Annotated in this window: 7 protein-coding genes; 4 read left to right on the forward strand and 3 right to left on the reverse strand. The window is 66.7% G+C overall.

Translation table 11 applies throughout. The features are described 5' to 3' along the window. Positions 1-254: 254 nt before the first annotated feature. Together AC1Y2B_RS13560 and AC1Y2B_RS13565 are read left to right on the forward strand one after the other, a co-directional pair. The gene (locus tag AC1Y2B_RS13560; RefSeq protein ID WP_482253635.1) at positions 255-2,693 is read left to right on the forward strand and encodes a hypothetical protein; all 2,439 of its coding nucleotides are present in this window, start codon (positions 255-257) and stop codon (positions 2,691-2,693) included. Continuing rightward, the gene (locus AC1Y2B_RS13565; protein WP_482253636.1) at positions 2,690-7,567 is read left to right on the forward strand and encodes a vWA domain-containing protein; all 4,878 of its coding nucleotides are present in this window, start codon (positions 2,690-2,692) and stop codon (positions 7,565-7,567) included. The genes AC1Y2B_RS13560 and AC1Y2B_RS13565 overlap by 4 nt, the downstream gene beginning before the upstream one ends. Before the next feature lie 64 nt (positions 7,568-7,631). On the opposite strand, the gene AC1Y2B_RS13570 is transcribed toward AC1Y2B_RS13565, so the two are convergent. From AC1Y2B_RS13570 to AC1Y2B_RS13580, 3 genes are all read right to left on the reverse strand, one after another. Beyond that, complete coding sequence (locus AC1Y2B_RS13570) at positions 7,632-8,852, reverse strand: MFS transporter (RefSeq protein WP_482253656.1); 1,221 nt, start codon at positions 8,850-8,852, stop codon at positions 7,632-7,634. Positions 8,853-8,896: 44 nt separating this feature from the next. Continuing rightward, a complete protein-coding gene (locus tag AC1Y2B_RS13575; RefSeq protein ID WP_482253637.1) occupies positions 8,897-12,325 on the reverse strand; it encodes a LamG-like jellyroll fold domain-containing protein in 3,429 nt (1,142 codons plus the stop codon). A gap of 328 nt (positions 12,326-12,653) precedes the next feature. Further along, complete coding sequence (locus tag AC1Y2B_RS13580) at positions 12,654-14,705, reverse strand: ATP-dependent helicase (RefSeq protein WP_482253638.1); 2,052 nt, start codon at positions 14,703-14,705, stop codon at positions 12,654-12,656. A 537-nt stretch (positions 14,706-15,242) separates the two neighbouring features. Between AC1Y2B_RS13580 and AC1Y2B_RS13585 the strand changes: the two genes are divergently transcribed. Together AC1Y2B_RS13585 and hypF are read left to right on the forward strand one after the other, a co-directional pair. Further along, positions 15,243-15,545, forward strand: coding sequence for a nickel-dependent hydrogenase large subunit (locus AC1Y2B_RS13585; protein ID WP_482253657.1), 303 nt, complete (start codon positions 15,243-15,245; stop codon positions 15,543-15,545). Further along, complete coding sequence (hypF, locus tag AC1Y2B_RS13590; protein ID WP_482253639.1) at positions 15,545-17,764, forward strand: carbamoyltransferase HypF; 2,220 nt, start codon at positions 15,545-15,547, stop codon at positions 17,762-17,764. Before AC1Y2B_RS13585 ends, hypF begins: the two co-directional genes overlap by 1 nt. Positions 17,765-17,945 lie beyond the last annotated feature (181 nt).

Below are 17,945 nucleotides of genomic sequence, written 5' to 3' on the forward strand. Positions count from 1 at the left end.
AAGACGAGCGGGGGATTTGCAGTCGGGCCGGTGGCGCAACCGCGACATTTGGGGAAAGTCTTAACGAATTTCAACAGCGCGCGTCCGGGCGTTGCAGGCGTCTTCACGTCGCCTGCGGGTGCTGGTCTCCGGTTGCGCTGAAGCGCTGGATCTTGCGGGCGGGAAAGGGCCGTCTTGTGTATCGTGCCCTTTGCGGATTGCGGGCGACGCGCAATACTGGCTCTGGGAATCGGCCTGACCGAAGGACGGACGCGATGAAACCCTTGCGACAGGTCTTTGCGCTGTTGGCGGTGTGCTGCGTGTTCGGCACTGCGGCCTGGGCGGATGCGGTGGAAGACTGCGACCGTCTGGCCGGGGATCCGGCGGTCGCCATGGCCGCGATTGCCCCCGAGGCCGAGGCGGCCTGTGCGGCTGCGGTCGATCAGGACGACCAGACGCCCCGCTTGATGCACGAATATGCCCGCACGCTGGAACATGCCGGAGAGATGGCTGCAGCCCTGCGCTATTACGGCTGGGCGGCGGAGGATGGCTATCCGCCCGCCGCGCTGGCTTTGGCGCGGTTGGGGCAGACTGCGGCAGGCTCTGACGCAGGCCAACCGGGCGGCGGCGGTGCTGAGGCTGACGACCCGGTGGCCGCTTATGCCGCGGCTGCAGGTCAGGATCCAGCCGGGCTGGCACAAGCGGTCAGCCGGGATATCACCATCCTGCCGACAGCCGCCGCATTGCGCAGCCCGCAGGATGTGCTGGCCCTGCGGCGGGCCAGTCTGGCCGATGCCGCCCGGCTTTTGCAGGCGTTGATCATGGCCCGCGATCCCGCCGCTGAAACGCGTTTCGGCATCTGCCGCATGTCCACCGCGCAGGCGACCGAACTGGCGCAGCTGCTGGCGGGCAAGACGGCGTCCGCCGTGCCCTCACTGCGTACGGCCCTTGATCAGGCTGCGGCAACGCCGGGTCTTGATCCGGCAGTTCTGGCCACCCTTGGCGATCTGTCGCGCCAATGGGGGGCTGCGATTGACGCGGGCAAGGCCGAGGCCGCCGCCCTGACCGCCGACATGCGGCAAGCCGGCCTTGAAACGGCCCCCGAACCCCTTGACCGGCGCGCTGCCGTTCTGGCCGGGCAGGATCGCTACCTGGTCGAGGTTCATGAGGCTGGCCAATGGCGCACCTATGACCCGGCCTCGGGCGGGTCCTTCGACGGCACGGCCTGTGCCCGTTACGCGACCGCCCATGCCCTGCCACAGGATTTGGCGCCGCTGGTCCATATCACGTTGACCGCAACCGAAGGCACCGCAGGCGACGCGCCCGCCGACCGCGTGGTGCTGGATCAGACCCTGCCGTTCACCCAAAGCCTGGTCCTGGCCTTTGCCGAAGCGTGGAGCATCACACCCCCCGACGCCAGCCGCCAACCGGGGGCGCAGGTCTACACTCCGGTGCTGCTGGCTGCGGATCAGCAGCTGTTCGGCCAGCCGATCGTGCTGCCCGTGGCGCCCTCGATGCCCGCCGATCTGGGCACGGCGATCGGGGGCAAGCTGGGCGGCGTGCTGGATCAGACCTCCAGTGATGGCACTCAGACCGGCGCAGGCACCGATGGCGGCGCGGCCTTGCCGAAGGCACCGGATCGGCTGTGGCGGCTGGCCCTGACGGTCAGCCTTTCCGGTCCCGGAGCGCCGACCGAGGTGCAGCATATCCTGTTGCTGGACCGCAAGGATCTAACCCAACCGCTGCCCGATTTCGGCGCGAACTACCTTGATTTCCTTGGGCTTGTCACCCTGTTGCCGCTGGACGGTGGTGCCCGCGCGGATGCGGTGATCCCGGCCGGCACCGGGGGCGATTTCGCCGCCGGCGCCCTGGCGCAGCAGCTGCGCAGCACCGGGTTGGCGATGAACGGCTTTGAACCGCTGCGACAGGCGATCTTTGCCGACCTTAGCCCGGACACACCGGCGCCCTTGCCCGAAGGTGTCGGCCTTTTGATGACGCTGTGGCATGCCCTGCCACCCGCGGCGGCGGGCGAGGCACCGGGGCTCAGCATTCGACAACAAATGCTGCGACCGGTTGAACCTGTGGCGCAGGGTGTGGCCGATCCGGCCTTTGCCGGGGCCGCCTGGGGCGTGGCCTCGGTTCTGGCCGAGCGGATTTCGCTGCAGATTGCAGCCCCTTTGGCCGGTGCCACCCGGGCCGGGGACGACGCCGTGGCCGTCTGGACCAAGGCGCGCCAGACCGGTTCGGCGCGGCCTGTCACCGCGATGGCGGATCTGGCGGGCCTGTCGGATGGCGCCCGCGTCCGGGCGGCAGCGGCGCTGACCTCTGGCCATGTGCTGTTCTCTCCGGTCCCCGATCTGGTGCCGGCCGCAGAGCCGGGACTGGCGTGGTGGGTCGTGGCCCCGGCGGGCGCGGTGGTCGAGGATCAGTTCGCCGATGGCGGCCGCGAAGCCCTTGTAGATGACGGAGCAACGCTCCGTCAGGTCGCTTGCCGCAGTGCTGCGTCCTATTTCCGGTTCGGGTCAACCGTGGCCCGGGTTGCCTCGGTCGTGGCCATCGTCTTCACCCTGACGGGCGGCGGCGGTGAGTTGGGCGGCGCGCTGGTCAAATATGCCACCGCGATCGTCAAGGCGCAGGAGGAAAGCGACAAGACCCGCCGGGCCTTGGACGTCGCCGCGAAGGCCTGCACCGGCGGGCAGGGTGGCGCCCCATGATCGTCGGGCGGGCCCTGGCACTGCTATGCGCCTTGGTGCTGCAGGTCGGGCCGACTTTGGCTGCCTGTACGAACGAGGTGGAGCCCAACGAGACGCCGGAGGCGGCAAACGCGCTGCCGGGGCCTGACTTCTGCATCAAGGGCTCGGCAGAGGGGGGGGATCAGGATTGGTTGGCCTTTGATCTGGCAAAACCCGTGCTGTGGCACCTGACCCTTGAAGCACCGCCGGGCCCGTCCGGGGCGGTTGTGCTGGCACGGGTTCCGTCCGACGGCGGCGCGCCGGTCAGCACCTGGACCGGGACACTGGATCTGACCACTGGGCTTTTGACCTCGCCCGAGGTGATGCTGGGGCCCGGCCGCTGGGCGGTGCAGATCGGCGCCTCGGCTGACAAGCTGCGCTGGCGGCTGCATGGCCAAGCGGCCGCACTGCCGGATGCGACTGCGCCAACAGCCCCGATCGATGGCTTTCAGACGCTGGTGACGGGCACCGGTGACGCGGTGGAATTGCCCTGGATGGTCAGTGCAGAGGGGGCGGCGCAGCCCTGGACCCTGTCGCTGCAAGGTCCGATCGACGCTGCGGCAGGGCTTGAGGTGGATGATCCAAGCGGTGCCGTGGTCTTTGACGAACCGGGCAGCGGCGCTGCCCATGATGTCAAGCGCATCGACCTTGGCTTGGCAGCGGGGCAGTATCGTCTGCGCGTCAAGGGCCTGGATGCCGGGGCTGTGGCGCTGTTGTCGGCAAGTCCAGACCCCGCAGGCACGCCTGACTATCAACGCGAGCCCGACAACACCATCGACCACGGCCATGCCCTGACCCTTGGCGAAGCCTTGACCGCCCGGCTGTACGGATCCGGTGGCGGCTCCGACACGGACTACTTCACCTTCGACGTGCCCGATCCAACGCCTTCCGGCCCCGCGCCCCGGCTGGAAATCGACCTTGACGCGCCGGTCGGCAAGGAAATCGACGCGGCACTGACCGATGCCACGGGGGCTGACATCTCGGAGGTCTACATCGGTCCGGGGGGCAAATCGCACCTTGGTCCCCTGGCACTTCCGCCCGGGCACTACGGCCTGCGGCTGAACGGATCGCTGCCACCCGAGGACAGTTACAGCGTGACGCTGGTCTCAGCCCCGCCCTTGCCGCCGGGCACCGAGGCTGAGCCGAACGACCGTCCCGCCTATGCGACGGTGCTGAAGGTGGGGGGCACGGTGTCGGGTGACGGCAGCGATCACACGGTGGACATGATTGCCGTCACTGCTCCGCCCGGCGATCTGCACTGGTGGACGATCCGTGCCCATGGCGAAGGCGGAATATCGATGGAGGTCAGGAACGGACAGGGCCTTGTCCTGAACCAGACGCGCCGGGGCGATGCAGGTGAGGCAACCCTGGCCCGTCTGCCGCTGGCACCGGGACGCAACCTGATCACGCTGCATGCTGAAGGTGCGTGGTCCCTGTCGGTTGACCCCGCGCCGCCGCCCGCTTCGGGGGAGGAGCGGGAGCCGAACGACACACCGATGACGGCAACCGTCCTGACGCCCGACGCGCCGATGCGCTTCTGGCTGGATCATCTGGAAGACACTGACAGTTTCGCCCTGCCCGTGACCAGTGCCCAACGGCTGGTCCTGCAGGTCTCTGTGCCTGCGGCGGTGCAGGCGTCGGGTGATCTCGACATCCCCGCGCAGGCCAGCCCGATGCCGTTGGACTTTGCGCCAGACCCGGCGGACCCCGGCAAGGCCTTGGCCCGGGTCGAAGCGATCCTGCCGGTCGGAACTGCGGTTCTGACGCTGAAGGGGGCGGATCTGTCACCGGATGCCGGTCAGATCACCGTCACCCTCGCGCCGCCCTTCGCCGCGCCAGAGCCGGGTGGAGCCGGGGTGATGACCCCCGACCCGTCGCTGCTGGCCGCCAACTGGCCGCAGATGCAACGGCTTCAGGGTCAGGTCCGCCTGACCCCGCCACCGGGGGCCACGGGCTCGGCCCGGCTGTCGCCTTGGGTGTCAGACGGCGAATGGCGGTTTTTGGGCCTGCCCGCGACGGTCGACCTGTCCGGGGGGCCGATCACCCTGCCATGGCGGCTTGAGGCCCCGCCTTGGCTTGACGCGGGCGAGGCTGCTACGCTCGCTGTCGCGCTGACCGAGCCCGCCAGCGGCGCCACGCTGGCCATCGCAACCGCCAAAGTGCAGACCGCCGAGGGCGTGACGGCTGCCGATCCTGCCCCCTACGCGCCCTTGCCCGATCCTTTGCTGGGCGCACTGGACGCCGCGCGCAGCGACTTCGGCGGTGCCATTGACCCGTCCAATGCCGCTGGCCTGACCGATGGCCAACTGGACGGCACCGAGACCGATCTGCCGGCCGGCACCGGTGTCACGATAACCCTGCCCGGCGACCAGCCGCTGTCGGTTCTGGGGCTGGTGCTGACCCCGCCCGCTTCGGGCGAGGTTGGGGCAAGGTTGCGGCACCTCAGGATCGAGGCCGCAGGGGCCGATGGGCTTTGGTCCCCGGTGATCGAGGCCGAGATTGATCCCAGCGCGCGCGCCCAGCCGGTGCTGTTCGACAAACCCCTGCCAGCGCGGCAAATCCGGCTGATCCCGCTGGACACCTGGGGCGGCGTTGCGGGCACTGTGGCCCGGCTGTCCGAGCTTTCGGTTCTGGTCCCGCCCGAAGCTCTGCCAGCGCCCTTCGATCTGGCCCGTGTCGAACTGGGGGGCCATCTGATCCGGGCGACGGTGGCCAGTTGGCCGCTGGTGGGCGAAGCGGCGGGATGGCCGGGGCAACCCGTGCAGTTCAAGGGGGATCCGGGGACGCAAGCCTTCTTCGTCATGGGTTTTCTGGATGGTCGGGCGGCGGCGGTCTCTGACATCGGCGTGGCGAATGATCCGTCCGTCAGTGCGGATGCGCAACCCGTCTCGATGCAGGTGGACGCTGCGATCGAGGGGCCGCTTGGCCCCTGGACCCCGGTCGGGCGCGTGCTGATCGACCCGTCGACCGGCCAAGGCGCATTGCACTTGGCTTCGCCGGTCTGGGCGCGCGACCTGCGCTTTACGGTGGAAAGCCCAGACGCCAGCCAAGCTTATCTTCCCGGGCAGGTCACCGTCACCGAGGACCGCGCGGCAGAGGGGGGTGGCTCGATCCTGGGCGAATGGGGCGCTGCCACACAATCAGCGGTCTGGGAGCGTCGGACGGCGACAGAGGCGACAGGCGGACTGGGGGGTGGCACCTCGCCCGGTGCCGCCGTTGCGCTTGACGCCGGGGCCGCGGCAGCCGGTCAAGTCTCGGCCCAGGCGCTGCACCGCTACTATCGTCTTGCCCCGCCCGAGGGCGCGCTGACGCTGACGCTGAAGCGGGACGATGACGGGGCGGCCTTGACGCTGACCGATGCGGCGGGCGACAGCGTTTCCTTGGCACCGACAGAGGGCGGCGTAGAGGCGGATGTGACCGGGCGCAAGGGGCCGTTCCTGCTGGATGTCTTCAAGGCCCGCGATTCCATCGCGGTGCTGTGGGATACGTCCGGCAGCGTGGCGACCTTCTCCTCGGCGATCTTCTCGGCCGTGCAGGACCTGACCGATAGCCTGTCCCACGGGGATCTGGCGATGAATTTCGTGCCGTTCCGTGCCGCCAACCGCAGCGGTGCCACCCCGCTTCTGGACCATTTCGCCACCGATGCTGGCACCGCGTGGAGCACGCTGAACGCTTACTCCGACCCTGACAGTGACAGCGACAGCGAGGCGGCGTTGATCGTGGCCTCAAACGCCTTGGCGCAAGAGCCGGGACGCCATGCCATCGTTCTGATCACCGATGCCTCGTTCACCAGCCAACTGACCGAGTCTTCCTGGGCGGCGATCGGGGCGGCCAATCCGCGCATCTATGCCCTGCGCGTGCCCTCTGGCACCCGCGATGCCGCAGCGCGAGGACAGGCGGCGATGATGCAGGATTGGGCCGATTTCAACCACGGCCAGCACAGGATCTTCGCGGACCCGTCCGATGCGCGGGCCGCGTTCCGTGCCCTTGCGGCCGACCTGCGCCGCCCGGTGCCTTATCGGTTGAGCTGGAGCTTCACCACCACGCCTCCGCCACCCGCCTTGCTGACAGTTCAGGCGGGGCAGGCTTCGGGGCAGGGCACGGCTTCTGACCTTGGCGGGCGGGCGATCGAGGTGATCCTCGATGCCTCGGGCAGCATGCTGCAGAAGGTGGGGGGCAAGCGGAAGATTGATCTGGCCAAGGCGATTCTTGCGGACCTGACCGCGAAAGACCTGCCCAAGGGCACGGATTTCGCGCTGCGGGTGTTCGGGATCGGCGGCAAAGGATCATGCGAGGGCAAGGATGTGGTGCCCTTGGCACCGCTGGACACGGGCGTGGCCGCGCAGGCGATTGCCACCATCAAGGCGGAGAACGGGGCCAAGACGGCCATCGGTGCCAGCCTGCGCGACGCGGGGGCTGACCTTGCATCGGCGGCCGGCGCCAGGCTGATCGTGCTGATCACCGATGGCGAAGAAACCTGCGGCGGTGATCCCGCGTCCGAGATCGCGGCGCTGCGCGGTCAGGGTTTTGACCTCAGGCTCAACATCGTCGGCTTCAACCTTGATGATCCGGCGCTGAAGGACCAGTTCACGGCTTGGGCCACGGCGGGCGGCGGCGCATTCTTCGATGCGTCGGATGGCGCCTCGCTCGGGGCGGCGGTCAAATCCGCGGTGGCGGTGGAGTTCCATCTGATTGCGGCAGATGGCAGTGTGGTGGCCAGCGGCACGGTCGATGGCCCCCCGGTTCAAGCCCCTGCCGGAGCGTATCAGTTGCAGGTCGGCGACGGCACCTTGCCGCCGCAACCTGTCACCCTGCAACCGGGGCAAAGTACCACCCTGACGCTGCCGGTTGATTGAGGGCGCGCGGCGGTGGATGCGCTTGCCCGGGGCAGCGGCGGGTTTCGGTTTGCCGCCGCCATGCCTAACCCTGTTCTGCCGGAAGCGTCAGAACCAGCGCGAGGGCGGCGAGCTTCAGGATGCAGGGGATCCCGGCGTAGGCCAGGCTCAGCGCGGTCAGTGCCGCCGCGCTGTTGGTCGCACCGGGCACAAAGCCGTACCACTCCAGCAGCGGCATGACGAGAAAAGCGGCCAGCGCCAGCCCAAGTTTCCCGGCAAAGGCCCAGATCCCGAACGCCAACGAGGCTTTCAGGCCCGCCCGGGTCAGCGCCACTGAAAACATCGCGGGCAGCAGCACCGTGTCAGACCCAAGTGCCGCGCCGGCCGCCACACAGATTGCCGCGAAAGCCCATAGGTCCCCAGCCGTCAGAAATGCCGCCCCGGCAAAGCCCGCAATGGCCATTGGCATCGAGATCATCAGCGTCGCCTTGGCCCCGATCCGTCGGCTGATCGCCGTCCAGAGCGGCACGCTGAGGCCTGCGCTGAGGAAGAACAGCGTCAAAAGCGGCCCCGCCAGGCCCGGCAGGCGCAGGCGATCCTCGACAAAGAACAGAAACAGGGTCGAGGTGATCGAGACGGGCAAGGCATTGACCAACGCCAGCGCCAGCAGACGCAGCGCCCCGGCCTGACCAAGACCCGCCAGCGAGAAGGACTGGCCGACGTGGGCAGGACGCCGCCACAGGGGCAGGGTCAAGGCGGCGGTTGCAAGGGCCAGCACGCCAAGACCCAGACCGAAGGCCGGATACCCTGCGCCGCCCGCGCCTGCAAAGGCAAGTGCCGCCGGGGCCAGTGCTGCAAGGATCACCCCGGCCAGTGTCCCACCCTCGCGGAACGCGGCCAGCGTCATCAGGCCCTTGGCATCGGGTGTCTGGGCCAGCGTGGCGCTGCGCCCATAAAGCAGGATCGTGCCAAGGCTGTAGGCGCAAAACAGCACGATCAGAACCGTGACCAACTGCGCCACCACATGCGGTCCCGGCCTGAGCGCGAACAGAAGCGGGAAACCCAAGGCCAGCCCAAGTGCCGCCGCTATCGCGAAGCCGGTCTGCGCGCGCGGCCAGCGGTCTATCGCCCAGCCGATCAGCGGGTCCTGCACCAGATCGATCAAACGGATGGCCAGCAGGATCGTGCCGATGGTCCCCAGACCGATGCCAAGGCTGACCGAGGCAAACTGCGGCAGGTGGATGTAAAGCGGGATGCCGGCGGCGGCCAGCATCAGCGCATAAAGGCTGACGCGCGGATAATTCATCACCTCCATCTAGGCCATCCGCCGCCCGCAGCAAGCCGCAGATGTCAGGCCACCAGCGTGAAATCGCTGACGCTGAGCCCCGCAATCCCAGTCAATTGCGCAAAGAGGATCATGCCGCCGTCCGACGTGCCGTTTTCATCGAAGTACAGCTTGCCCGTGTGATTGTCGTACAGGAACTGCCCGAAGCCCTGCGTGGCGACGGGTGCTGTGCCGATGACCAGATGATTGGCCGCCAATGCCCCCGCAGTCAGTCCTCCGCCAAAACCCGAGGCGTCGATGACGATCTTGTCCGAACCTGCGGTGAAGTCCTGAATTGTGTCACAACCGCCACGCGCAGCGTCGAAGACGAACTGATCCGCGCCGGTGCCGCCTTTCAAGACATCGGCCCCGCTGCGGCCATCAAGCACGTCATTGCCCGCCCCGCCGTTCAACAGATCGCTTCCCGCGCCGCCATCCAGATTGTCATTGCCGCGCCCGCCGATCAGCGTGTCATCCCCCCTGCCGCCGATCACGGTATCATCTCCCAAACTGCCATCCAGCAGGTTGTCCAGATCATTGCCGGTCAGCGTGTTGGCCAGGGCGTTGCCGAACCCGTTCATCGACAGGCCGGTCAGCTTCAGGGTCAAGGCGTCGGCCGCCAAAGCCGAGGTCAGCGCATCGGTCGAGACGACATCGGGCTGGGCCGCACTGCCCAAGAGCCCGGTTGGCCCCGCAAGACCCACACCGGTGTTGGCTAGGGTCCCCGCCGCCAGATCATCGGCCAGAAGGTTGTTGAGCCAGGTGGCAACCTCTTCCACCCTTGCGTTGACGTTGCCGTCCTCGTTCAGGAAGTTCTGGTACATCGTGGAAAAACCAATGTGGAAAAGGCCGTCAAACACCGTGTTGATCGCATCCTGTCCATAAATCCGCGTGGTGCCGCCATCGCCTTGCAGAAGGTGGAATCCGGTCTCGACGCCGTTTTCATCATTGCCATGCGCGGCAAGGAACGCCGACAGCGCGTTCGACCGGATATAATCCGACAGGCCATAGGTCTCGCTGGTGGTGATTACACCGTCGTTGGCAGCCCCGGTGGCCCGGATGGCGTTGACGATCAGCCAGTCGATCGTATCGGCCGCCGCAGCCCCTGCGGCGATCTGGTGATGAGAGATGGTATGGGCCAGCCCGGCATCCTCGCCGATCACGCGGATGATCTGGTCCAGACCGGTGCCGGTGGTGCCCACCGGGCCGTGATAGGTCTGCGGCAGCCCGCCGTCCGGCATCGACCCGCTGGCGGTCAGCGCCGCCTGATAGTCGGCCAAGGTCTGGAAGAAATACTGCGGCCCCATGACAGAGCCGTCCATCTTCAGCCGCAAGCCCTGGTCGCCTGAGTTTTCATAGTAATAGAGATCGATCTTATAAAGCCCGCCCGTGCCGAAATCGATCTGGCGGCTGGTACCCTCGAACCCGCGCGCACCGCTGTACGAGGAGATGACCTGCCCGCCGAGGGCCAGCTGGAAGCCGTCATCGGACTGCACGTCGAGGATATGGGTGCCAGAAGGGATCCAGACATAGCCCGTCATCCGCATGCCGATGGTCGACATGTCGGTGCCGCCGCCGCCATTGGTCAGCGTGGCCGCGTCGTCAAAAAAGGTGGCAAGGGTGTTCTGATCGGCGTGTCCGCCGAAATCCACGCGCTCGGCCACGAAGCTGCGCGCCGGCGTGGTCTGGGTAACGGTCTGGGCCAGCAGATCGTTGATGTCGGTGAAACTCCCGGTCCGGTCATAGACCGCGCCGATCAGGCCGGTGCCCGCCTGAACCGCCGGCAAATCTCCGCTTGCCGCTGGCGCGCCGGGCTGCGGCAGGTCCAGCGCGGCAGATTGCGCCAGTCCGCGGATTTCGAAGGGGTTCAGCGCCCGGCCGTAATGGGTGAAACCATCGATCTGGCCGTCGAACGGGTTCCAGATCGCCTTCGGATCGGCCACGGTCCGACCCCAATCGCCCGCGCCGACGACCAGCGCGCGGGTGTTGGTCTCCATCCCGGTGCGGAATCCGTCATCGGCCGCGACCTTTTCGCCGTTCAGATAGATCCGCAACCCACCGCTGCCGAAGCTGACCGCCAGATCATAGGTCTGCCCGGTTTGGATCAGGATGTCGGGCACGCTGAGCCAGGTGGAGGATTTGCCGTCGTCCATCGTGGCCGTCAGCTGGCCATCGTGCAGATAGACCGAGATGTCGCCGGCGCGGTTGGTGTGGCCGTCCTTGGAAAACAGCACCTGATAGGACCCGTCGTCCGGCGTGTCGGCGGTGAAGCGCATGGCGAAGGTGCCGTCGTGGTCTTTCAGAGAGGCCGGGGTGCCGACCTCCTTGTAGCCAAGGCCCTGATCGACCACGATCGACCTGTTGATCTGAAAGTCGATGGCGCTGGCAAAGCTGGAAGGTTTGACCGGCGCATGGCCCGAGGCGAGGTCGCCCGAGACCAGATCATCCTTCAACAGCAGCGACATCCAGGTTGCAAGATCGGTCAGCGTGGCATTGGCGTTGCCGTCCTCGTTCAGGACGCGGTCCCATTGGATGGCAAAGCCCAGGTGATAGATCCCGTCGGCCACGGTGTTCACCGCCTCTTCGCCGAACAGATAGCCGGTGCCGCCGTCTCCCTCGACTTGATGGAAGGCGGTTTCCAGCGCGCCGGTGTCATTGCCGTGCGAACTGGTCCATTCCGACAGATGGTTGGCGCGGATCCAGTGGTTGAGATCGCGCATGTCCATCGCCGACAGATCGCCGTCGTCCGCAATCCCTGTGGCCTTGATCCCTTCGATCAGAATTCGGCCCATCCGGTCGCCCGCCAGCGCGCCCGAGTTGATCTGATCCTGACCAAGCCGGTCATTCAGGCCAACGTCATTGACAATCACGTCGACCAGCTTGTCCAGACCGGTGCCGGTCGTGCCGTGGACATGCGGGTCCACGGTGGGATTGGCGAGGGTGTTGGCCGCCGGATCAATCGCCAGAAACGAGTTCAGCCAGTAGGCCACGTCGCTGACATTGGCGTTGGGATTGCCATCCTCGTTCAGGAAATGGCCATCCTGAATGGCGAACCCGATGTGATAGAGGCTGTCGATCACCTGATCGACCGCGTTCAGCGCGAAGATCCGTGTCGTGGCCCCATCGCCCTGAACCATGTGGTAGCCGGTTTCCACCCCATTCTCGTCATTGCCGTGCAGCGAGGTGAACAGGTCCAGATCGCTGTCGCGGATCCACTGGTTCATCGCATAGACGTCCGAGGTGGTGATCTGGCCATCATTGGCCGCTCCGGTTTCGCGGATCGCCTCGACGATCAGGGTGTCGATGCCGTCCGCCGCCGCCATCCCGCCTCTGAGGTTGTGAGCCGAGACTTCGGCGTTCAAGCCCGGATCGGTACCGATCAGGGTGACGAGGGTGTCAAGACCTGTTCCGGTCGTACCGTGGACCAGAGGCTGCAATTGGGATCTTTGGGCCATGATCGGGTTTCTCCCTGTTGGGGGCCCCTGTGCCGATCCTGATGCAGGCCAAGGCCAGGCCCCAAGGGCCTGTTCTTGCAGGGGTCAGTCAATCGACGCAGAGGACTGCCGGGTTCATGGTGTCAATCATCGGAAAGTCTGTCCGAATGATGGCAACATTTCGGCATCACGCCGCCTTGTCCATCCGGCAAAGACAATGGCCGCAAACCGGTGCGGATGGTTGCCGGGACGCTGGAAGAAAACCGGCACTTCAATGCCGTTGGGGCGAACCGTCGCAGCCCACACGATCTGGCGGCGGACGCTGCCGGCGCAAAGCCCAAGAGGCGCGTTAACCCCACATGCCGCGCATCTTGGCCGAAACGTCTATGCTCTGCGGTGCCGGCGGCCTTGGCTTGTCCCCGGCCAGAATGGGCGGCGCCCAGTGGATCACCTCGTAGCGCTCCAACATCTCGCGCCCGATGAAGCGGCTGCGCAGGGCGTGGATGTGACGGTCGCCGTTGCGGGTCTGTTGGGTGACATAAAAGCGCAGGGGCACGCCAAGCGTCAGCTGATCCTTGGCCCGTGTCATGGCCACATAGAGCAGCCGCCGCTCCTCCTCGATTTCTGCGGTGGAGCCGGTGCCGAGGTCAGACGGGATGCAACCATCGACGACATTCAGCACAAACACCGCCCGCCATTCCTGCCCCTTGGCAGAGTGGATGGTGGACAGGATCAGATAGTCGTCATCCTTCAGGGGCACCCCGGCCTGCCCGCCGGTGGCATCCGGCGGGTCCAGCGTCAGATCGGTCAGGAACCGCTCCCGCGAGGGATAACCGCCCGCGATCTGTTCCAGTTGCAGCAGATCGGCGCGGCGGGTCTCAGCGTCTTCATGCAGCCGTTCCAGGTGCGGATCGTACCAGGCACGGACCCGGGCCAAACCCGCCGGCCAGTCAGCGGCGTCAAGACCGGACAGCGCCGTGATCAAGTCTTTCCAGGCGTTTCCGGCCCGGGGCGGCGGCGGCAGGGTCGCCAAAGCCTCCATCGGGTGAGCATGCGGGGCCAAGGCGTCCAGCACCTTGCCCGCCGCTGTCGGGCCGACACCCGGCACCAGTTGCAGCACGCGGAACCCCGCCACCCGGTCACGCGGGTTCTGGGCAAAGCGCAGGACGGCCAGCAGGTCTTTCACATGGGCCGAGTCCAGAAACTTCAACCCGCCGAATTTCACGAAGGGCACGTTGCGGCGCGTCAGTTCCACCTCCAGTTGACCGGAGTGGCTGGAGGTGCGGAAGAGAACCGCCTGCTGGGTCAGCCGCATGCCGGTTTCGCGGTTCAGCAGGATCTGATCGACGAAATGCCGCGCTTGATCGGCCTCGTTCAGCAGGGTGACGAGGCGGGGCTTTTGCGATGACTCGCGCTCGGTCCACAGTGACTTGGTGAAGCGCTCCCGCGCCTCTTCGATCACGGCATTGGCGGCGGCAAGGATCGGCTGGGTGGAGCGGTAGTTGCGGTCCAATGTGATCACATCGGCAGGGGGCGTGAAGGCTTGGGGAAAGTCGAGGATGTTGCGCACCGTGGCCGCGCGGAAGGCATAGATCGACTGCGCGTCGTCGCCGACCACAGTCAAACCACGGCCATCGGGTTTCAACCCCAGCAGGATACGCGATTGCAGGCGGTTGGTGTCCTGATACTCGTCGATCAGAACGTGATCCCACGTCGCGCCGATATGGGCAGCAAAGTCAGGATGCTCCATCACTTGCGCCCAGGCCAGCAACAGGTCGTCATAATCCAGCACGTTCTGCGCCTGCTTGGCCGCGACATAGGCGGCGAACAGGCGCTTCAACTCCGCCTCCCAGTTGGCGCACCACGGAAACTGGTTGCGCAACACGTGGGCCAGCGGTTCCTCGGCGTTCACGGCGCGGGAATAGATGGCAAGACAGGTGCCCTTGGAGGGAAACCGCGCCTCGGTCTTGGAAAACCCAAGGCCATGGCGTGTCAGGTTCATCAGATCGGCGGAATCCTCGCGGTCATGGATCGAGAAGTCCGGGTTCAGGCCGATTTCCAGCGCATGCTCGCGCAGAATACGCGCACCGATGCCGTGGAAGGTGCCCGCCCAGGACAAGGCCTCGGCGGCATAGCCCGTGCCAAGCGCTTCCGTCGTGATCTTTTCCACGCGACGGGTCAGTTCGGTGGCAGCCCGGCGCGAGAAGGTCATCAGCAGGATCCGCCGCGGGTCCGCCCCGCCCACCAGCAGATGCGCCACCCGATGTGCCAAAGTGTTGGTCTTGCCCGATCCGGCGCCCGCGATGATCAGCAAGGGCGGCGGCAGGCCCGCCGCAGTGGTCCCGAATTCCACGGCCAGCCGCTGCCGGTCGTTCAGCTTGTCAAGATAGGCCGCACCCATGCACTGCTCCTTGCCCGCCTGCTGTCGGACGGTTTGGCTCAGGTTACATCAAATGGAACGGAAGCGGAACACTTTGCTGCGCCGACCCAAACTTGAGCATGCCCTGTCGTTTTGCCACAGCAGTTGCGCCGTTGCAGACATTGGGCCGCCTTGGGCAGCGATGTCCTGAAATCCCGCGCCTTGCCCAAAAGGTGCTGATGGACCTTGGGCAGCCCCCGGCTGGCTTACTGGAAGCACGCGATCACCTGACCGCGGGCGCAGAACGCCACTTGGGCCGTTCTAGAAGTGGCGGGCAACGGCCCCGGCATTCCCCGGCCACTTAGTCCGGCAAGGTTCCACCCGCGATGGGGGACGCGATCAGGATCGGCGCAATGGCGGTTGATATAGGGGGCAAGGCCTTTCGTCTGGGGTAGCACACGATGGAACCGGGTGTGCTGGCGCGACAGATCCTGAAACGGTATGCCTTGACAAGGGCTGCGCGCCGGCAGGGTCGGGTCGCGGCGCGGGGGCTGGACCTTATTGGGGATTGCGTTGGTGATGCAGCATTCGGCCGATCCGATGGTGTTCAAGACACAAGGCAAGTCTGCCGCGCATGGCGCTGGGCTGGTGCAGGCCAAACGCCCGTTCAAGATCCACGGGCTGCGCAACGAAGACGACGTGTGCGACCGCCATCCGATGATCGCGCCGACGGCCTTGACCGTTGCGCCCCGCGACGCGACGACGGGGACGGGGGAGGCCGCCTTGCCCGAGACCTCGGTCCGCGAAGATGAGACGGCACCGCTGCGCCTTGTGCAGGTCTTGGGCGGCAACGACCCCTGCAAGGGCTGCACGGTGCCGTGATGCAGCACCCGGTTCAAGGCCTTCGCATAAGGGTGCGCGGGCAGGTGCAGGGCGTGGGGTTCCGCCCCTTTGTCTGGCGCCTGGCGACGGCACGGGGCTTGCGCGGCGAAGTGCTGAACGATCCGGAAGGCGTGCTGATCTTCGTCTGTGGCCCCGATCTGGCGCAGTTTGCAAGGGCGCTGCAGCAGGACGCTCCGCCTTTGGCGCGGGTCGACGCGGTCGAGATGGCGGATTGGGTGTTTCCCGTGCCACCGGTTGGGTTTTCCATCACGGCCAGCCGTGGCAAGGGCGCGCTGACGCTGGTGACGCCGGATGCGGCGACCTGTCCGGAGTGTCTGGCAGAAATTCGGGGCGACGGACGCCGGCGCGGCTATGCTTTCACCAACTGCACCCAGTGCGGGCCACGCTTCACGATCCTGCACGCGCTGCCTTATGACCGGGCACAGACATCGATGGCGGGGTTCGTCATGTGCCCCGCCTGTCGTGCCGAATACGAAAATCCCGCCGACCGCCGCTTTCACGCCCAGCCGATCGCCTGCCCCGCGTGCGGGCCAAGGCTGTGGCTTGACGGGGCGGGGGAGGGTGATCCGATTGCCCTTGCTGCGGCGGCCCTGCGGGCTGGCAAGATCTTGGCAATCAAGGGGCTTGGCGGCTTTCACCTTGCTTGCGACGCGATGAACGCCGGCGCGGTGGATCTGCTGCGCCGCCGCAAGCGCCGGCCGGCCAAGCCCTTCGCCCTGATGGGGCGTGAACCTATGATCGCCCGGCACTCGCCACTTTTGCCTGCCGCCCTGATGCGGTTGCGCCATTTTGCAGCGCCGATCGTGGTGCTGCCCTGGACGGCCAAAGGGCTGCCCGAGGCTCTTGCGCCGGGGATGACCAGCCTTGGCTGGATGCTGCCCTATACGCCGCTGCATCACCTGCTGTTGGACGCCTTCGATGGTCCGCTGGTGATGACCTCGGGCAATCTGGCGGGCGAACCGCCGGTGATTGGCAATGAGGAGGCGCGGCGCAAGCTGTCGGGATTTGCCGATGCCTTCCTGATGCATGACCGCGAAATCGTGCGTCGTCTGGATGACCCGGTGGAACGTGCCGACCCGCCCATGATTTTGCGCCGCGGGCGGGGGCAGGTGCCGGAAACACTCCCCCTGCCGCCGGGATTTGAAGGGTGCCGTCCCGTCACTGCCTATGGCGGCCAGATCAAATCCGCGATCTGTCTGATCAAGGACGGCAAGGCGCTGCCGTCGCATCACATGGGCGACCTGGATGATGCGCTGACGTGGGAAGAGTTCCTGAAGGCCGAGGCGGGTTATGCCGCGCTGTTTGATCATCAGCCCAAGACGGTGGCCTGTGATCTGCATGACGGCTACCGGTCCACGCAGCACGCGCTCTCGCTTGGCCTGCCGGTCATCCGCACCCAGCACCACCATGCGCATCTGGCAGCCTGTCTGGGCGACAACCTGTGGCCTTTGAACGCTGGCCCGGTGGCGGGGATCATTCTGGACGGGCTTGGGCTGGGCCGCGACGGCACGATCTGGGGCGGCGAGGTGCTGCTGGGCGACTACCGCAGCTTTTCTCGCATCGCCCACCTGCGGCCCGCCCCCTTGCCCGGCGGCGACCGGGCGAGTGTCGAGCCTTGGCGGAACGCCTTGGCACGGCTGGATCAGGCGGGGCTGGCAGACGTGGCCGACAGGCTCTTTGCTGCGCAGCCCCGGGCACTGCTGCGGCAGGCGATCAAGGCGGGGATCAATGCGCCGCTTTCCTCCTCGGCCGGGCGGCTGTTTGATGCGGTGGCGGCGGTGTTGGGGCTGTGTCCGGACCGGCAGAGCCATGAGGGTGAGGCCGCAATGCGGCTGGAGGCGCTGGTGCTGGCCGCAGCCGCGCCCTTTGAGTTTGGCACCTCGGTTGAGGGGATCGACCCCGCGCCCATGCTGCGCGCCTTGGTTGCCGCCATGCCGTCTACGCCAAAGCCCGTCCTCGCCGCACGGTTCCACACTGGCCTGGCGCAAGCGTTCTGCGCCCCGGCCCGCAAGTTGGTGGAGTCCGGCCAAGCCAAGGCTGTTGCGCTGTCGGGCGGCTGTTTTCAGAATGCCGCGCTTCTGACCGCCTGCCTTGCGGCGCTGGAGGGCCTGCCTGTGCTGACCCACCGCGCCATACCTGCCAACGACGGGGGGCTGGCGCTTGGGCAGGCGCTGATCGCGGCGGCGGAAAGCTTGTAACCGGGGGATCGTGGCCAGCAGTCAGGTCGCTTGCGTCCCGGCGTGCCCCAGCCGGGCCTTAACGCATTGAAACGGTTTGAAAACCCCTGCCTTCTGCGCTTGGTCTGACCTTCGCCCAAGAACCTTCCCGCAAACCCCGGGCGGCCAGAGCCATGACCCAAGGGCAGCGCCAGACGGCGTG

The sequence above is a fragment of the Stagnihabitans sp. genome (assembly GCF_964946895.1).